Origin of the sequence: Falsarthrobacter nasiphocae (assembly GCF_031456275.1) — a bacterium.
Taxonomy (GTDB): domain Bacteria; phylum Actinomycetota; class Actinomycetes; order Actinomycetales; family Micrococcaceae; genus Falsarthrobacter; species Falsarthrobacter nasiphocae.
The window spans coordinates 1,608,801-1,622,829 of sequence record NZ_JAVDUI010000001.1 but is presented as its reverse complement, the minus strand read 5'-3'; the positions used below and the strand labels follow the sequence as shown (position 1 = coordinate 1,622,829).

Below are 14,029 nucleotides of genomic sequence, written 5' to 3'. Positions count from 1 at the left end.
GAGGAGACCCTCATCACAGGATCGGCCGCCCGTTGCGAGCCCGCGCATCCGCCCCGACGCCAGGAGAATCCATGTCACGCCACACCCCCACCCCCGAGGACGTCGTCATCGTCGGCGGTGCCCGGACGCCCCAGGGCCGCATCATGGGTGCTCTGTCCTCCCTGAGCGCCGTCGAGCTCGGCGCAGCAGCCATGGCCGGGGCCCTCTCGCGGGCAGGCGTGGCGCCAGAGGCGGTGGAGTTCGTCCTCATGGGCCAGGTCATCCAGGCGGGGTGCGGCCAGAACCCGGCCAAACAGGCGGCCGTCGCTGCGGGCGTCCCACGGGCGGTCCCCGCGATGACGCTCAACAAGGTCTGCCTGTCCGGCCTCAGCGCGGTCATCGACGCGGCCCGGCTCGTTCGTCTCGGGGATGCCGAGGTCGTCGTCGCAGGCGGCATGGAGTCCATGAGCCAGGCGCCCCACCTCTTGCCCGGCTCGCGGCGGGGATGGACGTACGGGGACGTCACGGCGCTTGACGCCGCCGCCCGCGACGGCCTCACCGACGCCGCGAGCGGGGTCTCCATGGGCCTCGCCACGGAGCGGGATGCGCAGGGGCTCGCCATCTCTCGCGAGGATCAGGACCGGATCGCCGCCGCATCCCACACCCGGGCGGCTGCCGCTGCGGCCCGGGGCGCCTTCGCCGAGGAGATCGTCCCCGTCCAGGTCCCCCAGCGAAAGGGAGACCCTCTCAGCATCACGGACGACGAGGGCATCCGCCCGGACACGACGCCCGAGGGTCTCGCCCGCCTGCGCCCTGCCTTCTCGCCCGAGGGCACGATCACCGCCGCCTCATCGTCCCCTCTCTCCGACGGGGCCTCCGCCCTCATTGTCACGAGTCGCCGCCGAGCCGAGGCTGAGGGCTGGCAGGTGCTCGCTGCCGTCTGCTCCGCCGGACAGGTCGCCGGGCCGGACTCATCGCTCCTCCCCCAGCCGGCCAACGCCATCCGAGCTGCCCTCGAACGGGAGGGACTGGGCCTCGACGAGGTCGACATTGTCGAGGTCAACGAGGCCTTCGCCGCCGTCGTCCACCAGTCAGCGAGCCTCCTTGGGCTCCCAGCAGAGCACATGAACACGAACGGCGGGGCCATCGCGCTCGGTCACCCCATTGGGGCCTCCGGGGCCAGGCTGGCCCTGACGGCCACCGCCCAGCTCGTCCGCCGCGGCGAAGGCACCGCCGTCGTCGCCCTCTGCGGAGGAGGAGGCCAGGGCGAGGCGCTCATTCTCCGCCGCTGACGCACACCGCTCGCCTCCCCTGCCCGGCTGGGCCCCCTGACGGGCCCTGGCCCAGCCCATCACGACGCCCCGCCCGCCACAGCGCGGGCCCGCCCGGTCCCAACGACAAGACCCCCGCACCCAGGACGGGTGCGGGGGTCTTGCTGAGCGTCAGGTCACGCCGCCAAGGCGGCGCACAGACTACTTGAGGGTGACGGAAGCGCCAGCGCCCTCGAGCTGCTCCTTGGCCTTCTCGGCCGTCTCCTTGTTGGCGGCCTCGAGGACAGCCTTGGGGGCGCCGTCAACGAGATCCTTGGCTTCCTTGAGGCCAAGACCGGTGAGGGCACGCACCTCCTTGATGACCGCGATCTTCTTGTCGCCAGCGGCCTCGAGGATGACGTCGAACTCGTCCTTCTCCTCTTCGGCAGCGGCCTCGCCGGCCGGGCCCGCGACGGCCACGGCGGCAGCCGTGACGTCGAACTCTTCCTCGAAGGCCTTGACGAACTCGGAGAGCTCGATGATCGTCATTTCCTTGAATGCTGCCATGAGCTCTTCGTTGGTGAGCTTAGCCATAAGTGGCTTCCCTTCTGGTCTGCGCCCCCGCTGTCAGTGCGGGGCCGGAATGTCTAGTGTCGGCGGCGGGGCCGTGTGGCCTGCCGCCAGGGTGAGTCCCTGTGGAGCAGGAACTACTCGGCGGCCGGTGCGTCCTCTGCGGGAGCCTCGGCGGCCGGTGCGTCGCCACCCTGCTCCTGCTTGGCGCGGAGCGCGTCGACGGTGCGGACGAGCTGGGACATCGGGGCCTTGAGGACAGCCGCGACGCGCGCGAGCTGCTTCTCACGGGACTCGAGGGCCGCGAGTGCCGCGACCTCGTCCGAGCTCAGGGCCTTGCCCTCGAAGAGACCCGTCTTGATGACGAGCTTCGGGTTGGCCTTGGCGAAATCCGTCAGGGACTTGGCGGCTGCAACAGCGTCGCCCTTTACGAAGGCAATCGCGGTGGGGCCGGAGAGCTGACCCTCGAACGCGTCGATGCCAGCCTCCTTCGCCGCGATGCCCGTCAGGGTGTTCTTGACGACCGAGAACTTGTTGTCCTGGCCGAGGGAACGACGCAGCTCCTTGAGCTGTGCAACGGAAAGCCCACGGTATTCGGTCAGGACAGCGGCGGTGGACTCCTTGAAGTCCGCGGCGATCTCCTGGATCGCAGCATTCTTGCTCGGCGTTGCCATAACCCTCCTTCCGGGGTGGTAAGTGAAGTCCGGCGGCGGAGGGCTGGCAACAGAAAAGCCCCGTGCAAGATGCACAGGGCCTGGACTCCCGTGAGGGCGTCAATGCTTGTGTCACCTGCGTGGGCACCCCGCTGTTGCGAAGCCTTCGGACCTCTTGCGGGCGCAAGCGGTCAACCGACGGTCATTGGTACAGACCTAGCCTACCAGAGTCTCGGGGCCCGGTCACCCCCGGGGCCGTGTGGGAGGGGCCTCCTCCCCCACTCCCGAGGGCGTCCGTTTCCTGCTCCTTCTAGGCCGACGACGGTGCCTGCGGCCACCTGGCGCCGACTGCAGCGTCTTGCGCCGCCTCGGCACAGATCCCCCCTGAGGCGGGACGTCGCCATGCGAGCGACCGCCGCCAACGCACACAGGCCGGGTCCCCGCGAGGGGACCCGGCCTGTGTGGTGAGGCGAACGCCTCAGGGTGAACTACTCGCCCGCAACAACCTTGGTCACGTTCGGGTCGATCGAGATGCCCGGACCGAAGGTCGTGGCGATCGTCGACTTCTGGATGTAGCGGCCCTTGGAGGAAGCCGGCTTGAGACGAAGAACCTCTTCGAGAGCCGCGGCGAAGTTCTCCGCGAGCTGCTCCACCGAGAAGGAGGACTTGCCGATGATGAAGTGGAGGTTCGAGTGCTTGTCGACACGGAAGTCGATCTTGCCGCCCTTGATGTCGTTGACAGCCTTCGTCACGTCCATCGTCACCGTCCCGGTCTTGGGGTTCGGCATGAGGTTACGCGGGCCGAGGATCTTGCCGAGGCGGCCAACCTTGCCCATGAGGTCCGGGGTGGCAACGGCGGCGTCGAAGTCGACCCAGCCGCCGGCGACCTTGGCGATGAGGTCGTCGGAGCCGACGAAGTCAGCGCCGGCCGCGCGAGCGGCCTCGGCCTTGTCGCCGTTGGCGAAGACGACGACGCGGGCCGTCTTGCCCGTGCCGTTCGGAAGGTTGACCGTGCCGCGGACCATCTGATCAGCCTTGCGGGGGTCGACGCCGAGGCGGAACGCGACCTCGACCGTGGCGTCCGACTTCGACGGGTTGGTCTCCTTGGCCAGCTTCACGGCCTCGAAGGGGGTGTACAGCTTGCCAGCCTCGATCTTGGCTGCAGCTGCCTCGTATGCTTTGCTGCGCTTTGCCATCTGCTTTTCTCCTTGTGCAGTTGTGGTCTTCGGACCGCGCGGGCCCTGCCACGGGCGAGCCGAGCGGCTCACCCATTGATGAATGGGGTGCGGATCGAAAGCGATCCGCGGGCTGCGGTGAGGTTAGCCCTCGACCGTGATGCCCATGGAGCGGGCAGTGCCGGCGATGATCTTGGCCGCGGCCTGGACATCGTTGGCGTTGAGGTCTTCCATCTTCGTGGTGGCGATTTCCTCGACCTGCGCCTGCGTCAGCTTGGCGACCTTGGCCGTGTGCGGGGTCGCGGAGCCCTTCTGGACGCCTGCGGCCTTCTTGATGAGCTCTGCCGCCGGCGGGGTCTTCGTGATGAACGTGAACGAGCGGTCCTCGTACACCGTGATCTCGACGGGGACGACGTTGCCGCGCTGCGACTCGGTCGCGGCGTTGTACGCCTTGCAGAACTCCATGATGTTGACGCCGTGCTGACCGAGCGCCGGACCGATCGGCGGCGCGGGGTTCGCGGCGCCAGCCTGAATCTGGAGCTTGATGAGGCCGGTGACCTTCTTCTTGGGAGCCATGAGCTGGTCCTTCTTTCTGTACTCTCCCCGCGGGGCAGGAGCGCCGGGCGCGGGTCGTGGCCGCCCTGGCGAGGCGGCCGCCGTCGTCGCCCTCCCCCAAAGCACGGGGAGGTGACGACACGTCTGTGTGGTTTACGGGATCTTCGTGACCTGGTCGAACGAGAGGGTCACGGGGGTCTCCCGCTCGAAGATCGTCACGAGAACAACGAGCTGCTGGGCGTCCAGCTTGATCTCGGAGATCGTCGCAGGCATGGTCGCGAACGGGCCGTCGTTGACGGTCACCGACTCGCCGACCTCGAAGTTGACGGTGATGGACTGGACGTTCGGCTCGACCGGCTTGGACGGGTCCGTCACGGGCTCGGCGATCGTGTGCTCAAGCATGGAGAAGACCTCCTGGAGCGAGAGCGGCGCGGGGTCGTGGGCGTTGCCCACGAAGCCCGTCACACCCGGTGTGTGCCGCACGACGCCCCACGAGGCGTCCGTCAGGTCCATGCGGACGAGGACGTAGCCGGGGATGCGAACACGGCGCACAAGCTTGCGCGTGGTGTTCTTGACCTCGATGACCTCCTCCATGGGGACCTGCACCTCGTAGATGTAGTCCTCCATGTCGAGCGTCTGAGCGCGCGTCTCGAGGTTCTGCCTCACGCGGTTCTCGTAGCCCGCGTAGGAGTGGATGACGTACCAGTCGCCGGGAAGGCGGCGGAGCTTCGTGCGGAACTCCTCAAGGAGCTCCTCGCGCGTCTTGACGGGCTCGTCGCCCTCCTCGTCCGCGCTCTCCGTCTCGGCCGCGTCGCCTGCTGCCGCAGGCGCGTCGTCGGCGGATTCCTCACGGGAGGGTGCGTCCTGGTCCTCACCGGACGGGGCGGTCTCCTCAGCAGGGTCGACGACGTCACCCGCCGACTCGGCCTCAGCCGAGTGCTCCGGGAACTCGTTCTGCTCGAGCGGCTGCTCGGACACTTCTGCGTCGGACACTACTCTCCTGCTTTCTTGTCTCTCCATCGGGCGCCAAGCGGATGCTCGGGGCCCCGGATCTCAAACACGCGGACAGCCCAGGCAGTGGGCACTGCTGGGCTGCAACTTCTCTCGCACGGCCGGACTGCGGACATCGCCGAGCGTGGGCCGATCATCCGATTCTACGTCAGTTTTCCGGCGAGCCGCCGAAAACGCTCATTGCCGCCCGCCCGAAGACGAAGTCCAGGCCCATGACGAGCAGCATCATGACGATGACGAACACGAGCACGACGGCCGTGTACCGCATGAGCTCGGGGCCTGTGGGGTACGTGACCTTCTTCAGCTCGCCGATGACCTCGCGAAGGAACTGGATGATCCGTCCGAAAAAGCCCTGCTTCGAGGACCGTGTGCGTCCGACCTCAGCGCTCGTGGCGGTGTGTGCTGTCATACAAGTCATTCCTCACCATGCGACGAAAGGTCCCCGCCATGAGACGAGAACCTCAGCGCCCCGGGGTTCGGCGTGAGCCGGACACGAGACGTATCGGGGCCTGAAGCCTCCCGCATAGACGGGGGCGGGCCTCGCAGGGCAGACAGGACTCGAACCTGCAACCTGCGGTTTTGGAGACCGCTGCGCTACCAATTGCGCCACTACCCTAGGCCTTCCGTGAGGAAGGGCCGCGCACCGGGCATCTCACCCAGCACGAGTCACCATAATACTGCAGAAATCCCTCGCAGTCGAACTCGCCGCAGAACGGCCCCCTGCTGCGGAGGGTGAGCAACTAGACTGGGTGCATGTCTGAGACTCGCCCCGCCAGCCCTGCCCGTGTGAGCGCACGCGTCGCCGCCATCGCCCCCTCCGCCACCCTCGCCGTGGACTCCAAGGCCAAGGCCCTCAAGGCCGAGGGCCGCCCGGTGATCGGCTTCGGCGCCGGAGAGCCCGATTTCCCGACGCCTGACTACATCGTCGAAGCCGCCGTCGCCGCCGCCCGCGACCCCAAGAACCACCGCTACTCACCCACGGCCGGGCTCCCAGAGCTCCGCCGCGCGATCGCCGAGAAGACCACCCGGGACTCCGGCTGGGACGCCGAGCCGGAAAACGTCCTCGTGACCAACGGCGGCAAGCAGGCCGTCTACCAGGCGTTCGCCACGCTCCTGGATCCGGGGGACGAGGTCATCGTCCCCGCCCCCTATTGGACGACGTACCCAGAGGCCATCAAGCTGGCCGGCGGCGTCCCCGTCGAGGTCTTCGCGGGCCCCGAGCAGGGCTACAAGGTCACGGTGGAGCAGCTCGAGGCCGCCCGGACCGAGAAGACCAAGGTCGTCCTCTTCGTCTCCCCCTCCAACCCGACCGGCGCCGTGTACTCCCCGGAACAGGTCCGAGCCATTGGCGACTGGGCAGCCGCGGCGGGGCTCTGGGTCATCACGGACGAGATCTACGAGCACCTGACGTACGACGACGCCGTGTTCACCTCAATCGCCTCCGTCCCTGCCCTCCGGGACACGGTGGTCATCCTCAACGGCGTCGCCAAGACCTACGCCATGACGGGCTGGCGCGTCGGCTGGATGGTGGCCCCTCTGGACATCATCAAGGCCGCGAGCAACCTCCAGTCCCACGCCACCAGCAACGTGAACAACATTGCTCAGCGCGCGGCCCTCGCCGCCCTCACAGGCGGCCTCGAGGCCGTTGAGACCATGAAGGAGGCGTTCGACCGCCGCCGCACGCTCATGGTCTCAATGCTCAACGAGATCAAGGGCATCGAGTGCCCCACGCCCACCGGAGCCTTCTACGCCTATGCGGACGTCCGGGGCCTCCTCGGGCAGCCCATCGAGACGGGCTCGGGTGTGAAGACTCCCGCCACGAGCGGCGAGCTCGCGGACCTCATCCTTGAGGCCACGGACGTCGCGGTGGTCCCCGGCGAGGCCTTCGGCCCCAGCGGGTACATTCGACTCTCCTACGCGCTTGGAGACGACGACCTCGTCGAGGGCGTCTCCCGCATCCAGCGCCTGATCGGAAAGAAGTAAGCCCATGAACTGGTTCAAGCTCGCCTCCCCCCTCTTCGGAGCCCTCCGGGCCGTCCCGTTTGAGCGGTCCGCCCACGGCCTCCTCGGCGGCATCTGCGCCGGCGTCTCCGAGAAGTTCGGCACCAACGTGTGGATCGTCCGCGCCGTGGCCGTGGCCGCCAGTTTCCTCCCTGTCGTCGGGATCGGCCTCTACGCGGCGGCGTGGGCGCTCCTGCCCGACCGCCTGGGCAAGATCCATGCCGAGGAGTGGCTCCGCGACGCCAGCACGAAGGCGTAGGCTTCCCTCAACCACAACCCGCGCAACGACGCGCACTGCTCTCCCGATTCGGCAACGGCGCCGTTCCTTATCCCCCTTTCTCCAAGACAGCGTAAGGACAGCACCATGAGAATCGGCATCTTGACCTCCGGCGGGGACTGCCCCGGCCTCAACGCGGTGATCCGCTCGGCGGTGTTCTCCGGAACACGGCTTCACGGGCACGAATTCGTCGGCTTCCGCCACGGCTGGCGGGGCGTCGTCGAGGGGGACACGATCGACCTCCCCCTCGTGCGTGTCCGGGGCATCGCCAAGCAGGGCGGCACCATTCTCGGCACCTCCCGAACCAACCCCTTCGAGGGCCCCAACGGCGGACCGGAGAACATCAAGCGCATGATGGCGGACAAGGGCGTGGACGCCCTCATCGCCATCGGCGGCGAGGGGACGCTGGCAGCTGCGCAGCGCCTTCACGCGGCAGGCATCCGCATGGTGGGCGTGCCGAAGACCATCGACAACGATCTCAGCTCGACCGACTACACCTTCGGGTTCGACACCGCCGTGCAGATCGCCACGGACGCGCTGGACCGCCTCCGCACGACGGGCGAGTCCCACTCACGCTGCATGGTCGCCGAGGTCATGGGCCGCCACGTCGGCTGGATCGCCCTCCACTCCGGCATGGCGGCCGGTGCCCACGCGATCCTCATCCCTGAGCAGCAGGTCTCCTACGAGCAGGTGGCCTCCTGGGTCATGGACACGCAAGCGCGCGGCCGCGCTCCCCTCGTCGTGGTGGCCGAGGGATTCGTCCAGGAGGGCGAGGCGAGCCCCCACTCGTACCGTGGACTCGACGCCTTCGGTCGGCCGCGCCTCGGCGGGATCGGCGAGATCCTGGCGCAGGAGATTGAGGAGCGCACGGGCATTGAGACTCGCTCCACGGTCCTGGGGCACATCCAGCGCGGCGGCACGCCGACGGGCTTTGACCGGGTCCTCGCAACACGGTTCGGCATGGCCGCGGTGGAGATGGTGACGAAGGGCCAGTGGGGCCACATGGCGGCCCTGAGGGGCACGGACATCCAAGCCGTGTCCTTCGACGACGCGCTCGGCAGCCTCAAGACCGTGCCGGAGGCGCGGTACCGCGAGGCTGAAATGCTCTTCGGCTAGGCACCTGCAGGCCCCCTGAAGGGCTTAGGCCTCGCTGGCCTGGAAGCGGGCGGCGAGCTCGGCGTTCTGGAACATCCTCGCGGTGTCCAGGGCGCTGGGCGTGCCGTGCCGCGGGTCGGCGCCTGCGGCGAGGAGCGCTTCGATGACCTCAGCCTCGCCCTTGAACACGGCGCCGGCAAGCGGAGACTGTCCTCGGTCATTGACGCGGTTGGGGTCCGCACCGAGCGCGGCCAGTCGCGCCACCGCATCCGCGTGGCCGTGGTACGCCGCGAGCATGAGGAGTGTGTCCCCGGACCCGTTCGCGAGATCGGCGGGGGCCCCGGCCCGGACGTACGCCTCGAGGACGTCCGCCTGGCCAGCACGGGCGGCGTCGAACAGCGCGGCCGCCAGCTCCTGGAGCTCCTCGGACGGCGCCTCGCCCCCGGCCGGACCCGGCGCTCCGGGCCCCTGCGGGGCAGGCTCGTGTGCTGGCGTGGTCATGAAAGCCTCCTGATGCCGGATGGGCGGCCGACGACGGACCCCGCGTCCGGAGCCACAACGGGCGTCTGGGCGGCGGCGTAGCGCTCCCCCTCATCCACGACGACGAGGTCCGCGGCGGCGTCCGCCGTCCGCTTGACGACCGCGAGCCCAATGGGGCCCGCCTCCTCGTGCAGCGCCACGGACGTCAGCGTGCCGATGGGGCGGCCGTCCTCTGCTCCGCTGACGAACACCTCCGAGCCCGGGGCCGGGAGCGTATGCGCGGAGCCGTCGATCTCAAGGAAGACGAGCCGGCGCGGCGGGTGGCCCAGGTTGTGGACGCGCGCCACCGTCTCCTGGCCCTTGTAGCAGCCTTTGGCGAGGTGGACGGAGGTCCGCAGGAGGTCCAGCTCGTGAGGCACGGTCCGCTCGTCCGTCTCGGCTCCCGCCGCCGGCTTGAGCGCCATGATGCGCTGGGCCTCGCGGGCGAGCAGGCCGGCCGGGGTCAGCCCGGTCTCGAGCAGCGCGGCCACAAGTCCCTGGAGGCTCCCCTGGGGCACGAGGGCCTCGGTCCAGCGGTAGTCCGCCGCCTGGAGATGCGCGGCGGCCTCGGCGGTCAAGTACGTGTAGCCGCCCACCGCGCTCTGGGCCCACGGGTCCTCGAACAGGACCAGAGCGGCCTCGGCGATGGCGGCGTCCGCGGCCTCGGGCCACGCGCCTCCCGGGCGCCACCCGAGCAGCGCGTGGGAGTCCGCGAGGTTCTCGACCTCCACACGCAGCATGAAGCGCATGCGCTCGAGGAAGGATGCGAGCCGTGCGGCGTCCTCGCGCTGCGAAATGAGGTAGACGGCGGTCTCGGAGGCGACGACGTCCACGTCGACGTCAACCCGCCCCTGCCCTGTGAGGAAGAGTGCGCGACGGGACTCTCCCGGCGAGAGAGACTGGAAGTCCTGGGACGCCAGGGAATGCAGCCAGCTCAGGCGGTCCTCTCCCGTGACGCGCACAGCGGACCGGTCTCCGACGACGACGAAGGCGCCGCCGCGCGCTAGGCGCCGCTGCTCCGCGACAGGCTGGCCGTAGTGGGCGTCTCCGCCCGCCAGGCGCCCCTCAGCGGGGACGGCGCCAGGCAGGCCGAGGGCTGTTCCGCGTGCGAGGGGCAGGGTCATTCGCCCTCAGCCGGGTTCACCCCGGTGCCGTCGGCGCCCTCGGAGGGTTTGCCGTCTCCGGCCTCCTCGCGGGGCTCCGGCGCCGGGGGCTCGGCAATCTTGGCCATGGCCACCGAGGCGTGGGGCTTCATCTCGCCGTCCTCCTGGACATCCCAGCGGAAGAAGAGGCTCCCGTTGACGAGTCCGTAAAGACGCGTGGCCGCGGCGTACTCCTTCGAGGAGCGTCCGCGCATGACGAGGTCCGTCCCGAGCTCGACCACGGCGCCCTTGATGCTGCCGTAGTAGAGCTCGGCGATGCCTCCGGGGTGGACGATCGTAGCCGTGATGTCGAAGCCGCCCGCCTCGTTGCGGAGCTCCTCCACCTCCTCCGCCGACTTGAGCGCGGGAACGATCTCGGCGGGGCGCATGCCCGGGCCGACGTCCGCGTCCGTCATGGGGCGGTCGAGCGCCCAGAAGCCCGCCTCGCTCGTCAGCGGGCGGATCTGGCGCCCCTCCCCATCCACGAGCCACGAGCGGGCCTCATAGCGCAAGAAGGGCAGGCCGTCCTGACTGAACGTGACCTGCTGACGGATGCGCTCATCCCCCTCATTGCCCGCGCCGAGGCGCCCCTCGCCGCTCCACGTGCCGAGGAGCCACGAGAGCGGAACGAGCTCAGGCGTCAGATGAGTGGGGATCTCGACGGGCATGGGTTACTTCTGGCCCTTGAAGAGGCCTGCCACCACGAGAGCAGCCACGCCGGCAATGCCGAGCGTCGCGAGAACGAGAAGGGACGTGAAGAAGATTTCAAGGCCTGCGTACATGTGATCCATCCTAGATCCAAAGGCGGCCGGACGGTGAATCCGCTGGCGAAGCCCCTGGGCGGGTCAGACGAATGTGGCGCCGAAGAACGCGACGGCGCCGAGGAGACCGATCCCGCCTAGCCCCGACGCGACGTGGGTGCGCTTGGTCAGGGATCCCTCGGCGCGCTGCGACAGCGTCACCACTGCGCCGGTCAGTGCACCCGTGATGCCGCCGAGCACCACGGACGAGCCCAGCGCCAGCTCCGTCGTCGACCCCACGAGGATGCCGAAGAAGAGGCCCACGCCGACGATGACGACGGACGTGCTCGAGAGGATGCGAGGCTGAATGAGCGGAATGAGCGCGCCGACGAGCGCGCACACGGCGACGCACAGGGCTGCACCCTGGCCCCGGCTCGCCTGCTGGATGATCTCTTGCGAGGGGTACTGCTGGGCTACTTGGGCCACCGCCACCCAGCCCGCGCCGGAGCCCATGAGGAAGATGCCTGCGGAGAGGCCGATGAGCGACTCCATGCGCCGCACCTGGCCCGTGCCGCGCAGCAGCTGGACGATGAAGCTCGCGGCCACGCCGAAGCCCACGTAGAGCGGGACGAACCGGAGGGGGGCGTCGGAGGGCGCGTAGAGGGGGCTCGTCACGGCGAGGATCGACGCGATGGCACCCACCGTGGACACCGTCCGCTTGGCCGGAATGCCGAGCAGGTACGGGTAGGCGTACGCGAAGACGGCGCTCACGGCTGACATGGTCACCGCCGTGGCGACGGGTCCGCTCCACACGGCCCCGACGAGCGCGGCCAGGGCCACGCCGAGGACGAGGACTGCTCCAGAGATCTTCACCCCTCATATGGTGCCATGTCCGCGCGAGCGCGGCTGTGCGGCGGGCCTCCGGGCGCGCTCCCGATATACTCGGGCAAACGTTAGGGGACGGGAGAGAAGTCGGCACATGCGCATCCACTTCGCCAGTGACACGGACGCGCCTGCCCCCGCCCTCGAGGCGCTTGAGCTCCTGGGCCACGAGGTGCGCCGCGCCCCCTTGGAGGCGGACGCGCCTCGAGCCGACGAGCCGGTCATCGTGGACGCCCGGGACCGCCTCCTCCTCGCCAAGAACGCCCTCGTGCGGATCGCCGCGACGAGCGACGCCCCTCGGATCGCCCTCGTCAGCGCCGACGGCTTCGGCGCGGTCAACGAGTCCTGGCCCGTGGACGACCTCCTGCTCGACACGGCCCGCCACGCCGAGGTCGAGGCCCGTCTCAGGCTTGTCCTGGCCCGCCGCCGCGCCTTCGCACTCGAGTCCCGGCCTCCGGCCCTCGTGCGGGAGGCCGGCATCGAGGTGGACGAGGGCTCGTACACGGCGCGCGTCGATGGGCGCCCGCTCAACCTCACCTACAAGGAGTTTGAGCTTCTCAAGTTCCTGGCCGGATCGCCGGACCTGGTCTTCTCCCGGGATGAGCTGCTCGCGGAGGTCTGGGGCAGCGACTACTACGGCGGCAGCCGGACCGTGGACGTTCACATCCGGCGTCTGCGGGCCAAGCTGGGCTCGGACCACGAGGCGGTCATCCGGACGGTGCGGAACGTCGGGTATATGTTCGCACGGACCGCTTCGGCGGACGACGACGGCGGCCGCGGGTAGGCGGCGCCGCGGACCGCGCCAGCCACGTCGTCGTGAGCACGAGCGCCGCAGGCCCACAGCCAGCAGACGCGCAGAAGGCCCGCTCCAGGTCTGGAGCGGGCCTTCTGACTTCTGTGGAGGACATACGGATCGAACGTATCGAGGGCGTCCCAACTGACGCATCCCCCTCGCTGAAACGAACCCCGAGAAAACGCCCGGTGTCCGTTCCGACAACAGACGACTCTACACACCCCGGCGCCAGAGTACAAAACGGCATCCCCGGCGAGCGCCTAGGCTGGAGGTCATGGACTCTGTGACACCCGACGTGACACCCGAACCAGACCGCTCGGCGGACGACGAGGCGACCGTGTGGAGCATCGCCCCCGTCCGCGGCGCCCTGGAGAACAACGCCCTCGCCGACATTCTCTCCCTCCTCGAGGCGGCGGGTGCCGCCGACGGCACGCGGGCGCTCTCGGACCAGTCCCTCGTGCTCCTGCGCTCCGGGGAGGAGCGCCGAGTGGAGACCTTCCTCGCCTACGCTCACGCCCCCGCGCGGATCTCCGCCCGCCCGGGCACTCACGCCCCGGGCTCACTTGAGAGCCTCGCGGACGAGGCGCGCCTCGCCGGGCTCGCGGTCGTCACCGACGCGGACGGGGCCACCCTCGAGCTCGTCGTCCACCCGCACTATCGCCAGCAGGGCCTCGGGCGCGCCCTCGTGGACGCCGCCGTCTCCACCTTGGGCCACGACGGCCTCGTCGACGCCTCCTCCCTCGGGGCGTGGGCGCACGGCAACACCGCGGCGGCCGTCCAGCTCGCCGCGAGCGCGGGCTTCGTGCCCGTCCGCCGCCTCGTCAAGATGATCCGCCCCTCCTCGACGCCGCTTCCCGCACGCCGCGAGCTGCCGACGGGCATGAAGATCCGCGCCTTCGACCCCGCCCGAGACGTGGACGCGTGGGTGCGCCTCAACGCTCGCGTCTTCGCGGACCACCCGGAGCAGGGCAGCATCACGGCCGACGACGTCAGGGCGCGCATGCGTGAGCCGTGGTTCGACGCTGAGGACTTCCTCCTCGTCGTCGACGACGCGGAGGCGATCCTCGCGTACAACTGGCTCAAGCGCACGCAGGACGAGGCGGAGATCTACGCCCTCGGCGTGGCATCCGAGGCACGCGGCCTGGGGCTCGGGGCCGTGCTGACGAGCGCCGGGATCGAGCGGCTTCAGTCCGAGGGGCCCCGCGATGTCGCCCTCTACACGGAAGGCGACAACATCCCGGCCCTCGCGCTGTACGCGGACTACGGGTTTGAGCAGGTCATGGTGGACGTGATGTATGCGCCCGCCGACGCGGGCGACGGCCAGCCGGTCACGTAGGCTTGAAAGACAGGCGCGAGGCACCCCCTCGCCGGCCACAAACGGAACATT

General features: G+C 69.5%; 16 protein-coding genes and 1 tRNA gene. 6 read left to right on the top strand and 11 right to left on the bottom strand.

Annotated elements, in window-relative coordinates:
* Window positions 1-71: 71 nt before the first annotated feature.
* Window positions 72-1,271 carry an acetyl-CoA C-acyltransferase gene (locus J2S35_RS07345; protein WP_309851620.1) on the top strand — a complete coding sequence of 400 codons (1,200 nt, stop codon included), beginning with the start codon at window positions 72-74 and terminating at the stop codon, window positions 1,269-1,271.
* A gap of 180 nt (window positions 1,272-1,451) precedes the next feature.
* Here J2S35_RS07345 and rplL read toward each other — a convergent pair whose 3' ends face one another.
* From rplL to J2S35_RS07310, 7 genes are all read right to left on the bottom strand, one after another.
* The gene (rplL, locus tag J2S35_RS07340) at window positions 1,452-1,823 is read right to left on the bottom strand and encodes a 50S ribosomal protein L7/L12 (RefSeq protein WP_309851617.1); all 372 of its coding nucleotides are present in this window, start codon (window positions 1,821-1,823) and stop codon (window positions 1,452-1,454) included.
* Window positions 1,824-1,936: 113 nt separating this feature from the next.
* Complete coding sequence (gene rplJ, locus J2S35_RS07335) at window positions 1,937-2,473, bottom strand: 50S ribosomal protein L10 (protein ID WP_309851614.1); 537 nt, start codon at window positions 2,471-2,473, stop codon at window positions 1,937-1,939.
* 467 nt (window positions 2,474-2,940) lie between these two features.
* On the bottom strand, window positions 2,941-3,648 hold the full coding sequence (gene rplA / locus J2S35_RS07330; protein ID WP_309851611.1) for a 50S ribosomal protein L1: 708 nt from the start codon (window positions 3,646-3,648) through the stop codon (window positions 2,941-2,943).
* Between the two features lie 123 nt (window positions 3,649-3,771).
* Window positions 3,772-4,203 (bottom strand): 50S ribosomal protein L11, encoded by a 432-nt coding sequence (gene rplK / locus J2S35_RS07325; RefSeq protein ID WP_309851609.1) that lies wholly within the window; start codon window positions 4,201-4,203, stop codon window positions 3,772-3,774.
* A 132-nt stretch (window positions 4,204-4,335) separates the two neighbouring features.
* Window positions 4,336-5,175: a transcription termination/antitermination protein NusG gene (gene nusG / locus J2S35_RS07320; protein WP_309851606.1), complete on the bottom strand. Its 840-nt coding sequence runs from the start codon at window positions 5,173-5,175 to the stop codon at window positions 4,336-4,338.
* Between the two features lie 166 nt (window positions 5,176-5,341).
* On the bottom strand, window positions 5,342-5,602 hold the full coding sequence (gene secE / locus J2S35_RS07315) for a preprotein translocase subunit SecE (protein WP_309851603.1): 261 nt from the start codon (window positions 5,600-5,602) through the stop codon (window positions 5,342-5,344).
* Between the two features lie 134 nt (window positions 5,603-5,736).
* Window positions 5,737-5,809: transfer RNA gene (locus tag J2S35_RS07310), tRNA-Trp, on the bottom strand.
* Window positions 5,810-5,946: 137 nt separating this feature from the next.
* On the opposite strand from J2S35_RS07310, the gene J2S35_RS07305 reads away from it, so the two are divergent.
* From J2S35_RS07305 to J2S35_RS07295, 3 genes are all read left to right on the top strand, one after another.
* Complete coding sequence (locus J2S35_RS07305) at window positions 5,947-7,176, top strand: pyridoxal phosphate-dependent aminotransferase (protein WP_309851600.1); 1,230 nt, start codon at window positions 5,947-5,949, stop codon at window positions 7,174-7,176.
* Between the two features lie 4 nt (window positions 7,177-7,180).
* Window positions 7,181-7,453: a PspC domain-containing protein gene (locus J2S35_RS07300; RefSeq protein ID WP_309851597.1), complete on the top strand. Its 273-nt coding sequence runs from the start codon at window positions 7,181-7,183 to the stop codon at window positions 7,451-7,453.
* Between the two features lie 105 nt (window positions 7,454-7,558).
* A complete protein-coding gene (locus J2S35_RS07295) occupies window positions 7,559-8,587 on the top strand; it encodes a 6-phosphofructokinase (protein ID WP_309851594.1) in 1,029 nt (342 codons plus the stop codon).
* 24 nt (window positions 8,588-8,611) lie between these two features.
* Here the strand turns inward: J2S35_RS07295 and J2S35_RS07290 are convergent, their stop codons facing one another.
* The 4 genes from J2S35_RS07290 to J2S35_RS07275 all read right to left on the bottom strand — a co-directional run bounded on the left by J2S35_RS07290 (window position 8,612) and on the right by J2S35_RS07275 (window position 11,840).
* Window positions 8,612-9,067 (bottom strand): ankyrin repeat domain-containing protein, encoded by a 456-nt coding sequence (locus tag J2S35_RS07290; protein ID WP_309851592.1) that lies wholly within the window; start codon window positions 9,065-9,067, stop codon window positions 8,612-8,614.
* Window positions 9,064-10,209, bottom strand: a complete 1,146-nt coding sequence (gene ygfZ, locus J2S35_RS07285; RefSeq protein ID WP_309851591.1) for a CAF17-like 4Fe-4S cluster assembly/insertion protein YgfZ — start codon at window positions 10,207-10,209, stop codon at window positions 9,064-9,066. The genes J2S35_RS07290 and ygfZ overlap by 4 nt, the downstream gene beginning before the upstream one ends.
* Window positions 10,206-10,895 carry an FABP family protein gene (locus tag J2S35_RS07280; protein WP_309851588.1) on the bottom strand — a complete coding sequence of 230 codons (690 nt, stop codon included), beginning with the start codon at window positions 10,893-10,895 and terminating at the stop codon, window positions 10,206-10,208. Before J2S35_RS07280 ends, ygfZ begins: the two co-directional genes overlap by 4 nt.
* Window positions 10,896-11,072: 177 nt before the next feature.
* Window positions 11,073-11,840 (bottom strand): hypothetical protein, encoded by a 768-nt coding sequence (locus tag J2S35_RS07275; protein WP_309851586.1) that lies wholly within the window; start codon window positions 11,838-11,840, stop codon window positions 11,073-11,075.
* Window positions 11,841-11,946: 106 nt separating this feature from the next.
* Between J2S35_RS07275 and J2S35_RS07270 the strand changes: the two genes are divergently transcribed.
* Together J2S35_RS07270 and mshD are read left to right on the top strand one after the other, a co-directional pair.
* Window positions 11,947-12,633: a winged helix-turn-helix domain-containing protein gene (locus tag J2S35_RS07270; RefSeq protein WP_309851584.1), complete on the top strand. Its 687-nt coding sequence runs from the start codon at window positions 11,947-11,949 to the stop codon at window positions 12,631-12,633.
* A gap of 283 nt (window positions 12,634-12,916) precedes the next feature.
* Window positions 12,917-13,978, top strand: a complete 1,062-nt coding sequence (gene mshD, locus J2S35_RS07265; RefSeq protein WP_309851581.1) for a mycothiol synthase — start codon at window positions 12,917-12,919, stop codon at window positions 13,976-13,978.
* Window positions 13,979-14,029: the final 51 nt, after the last annotated feature.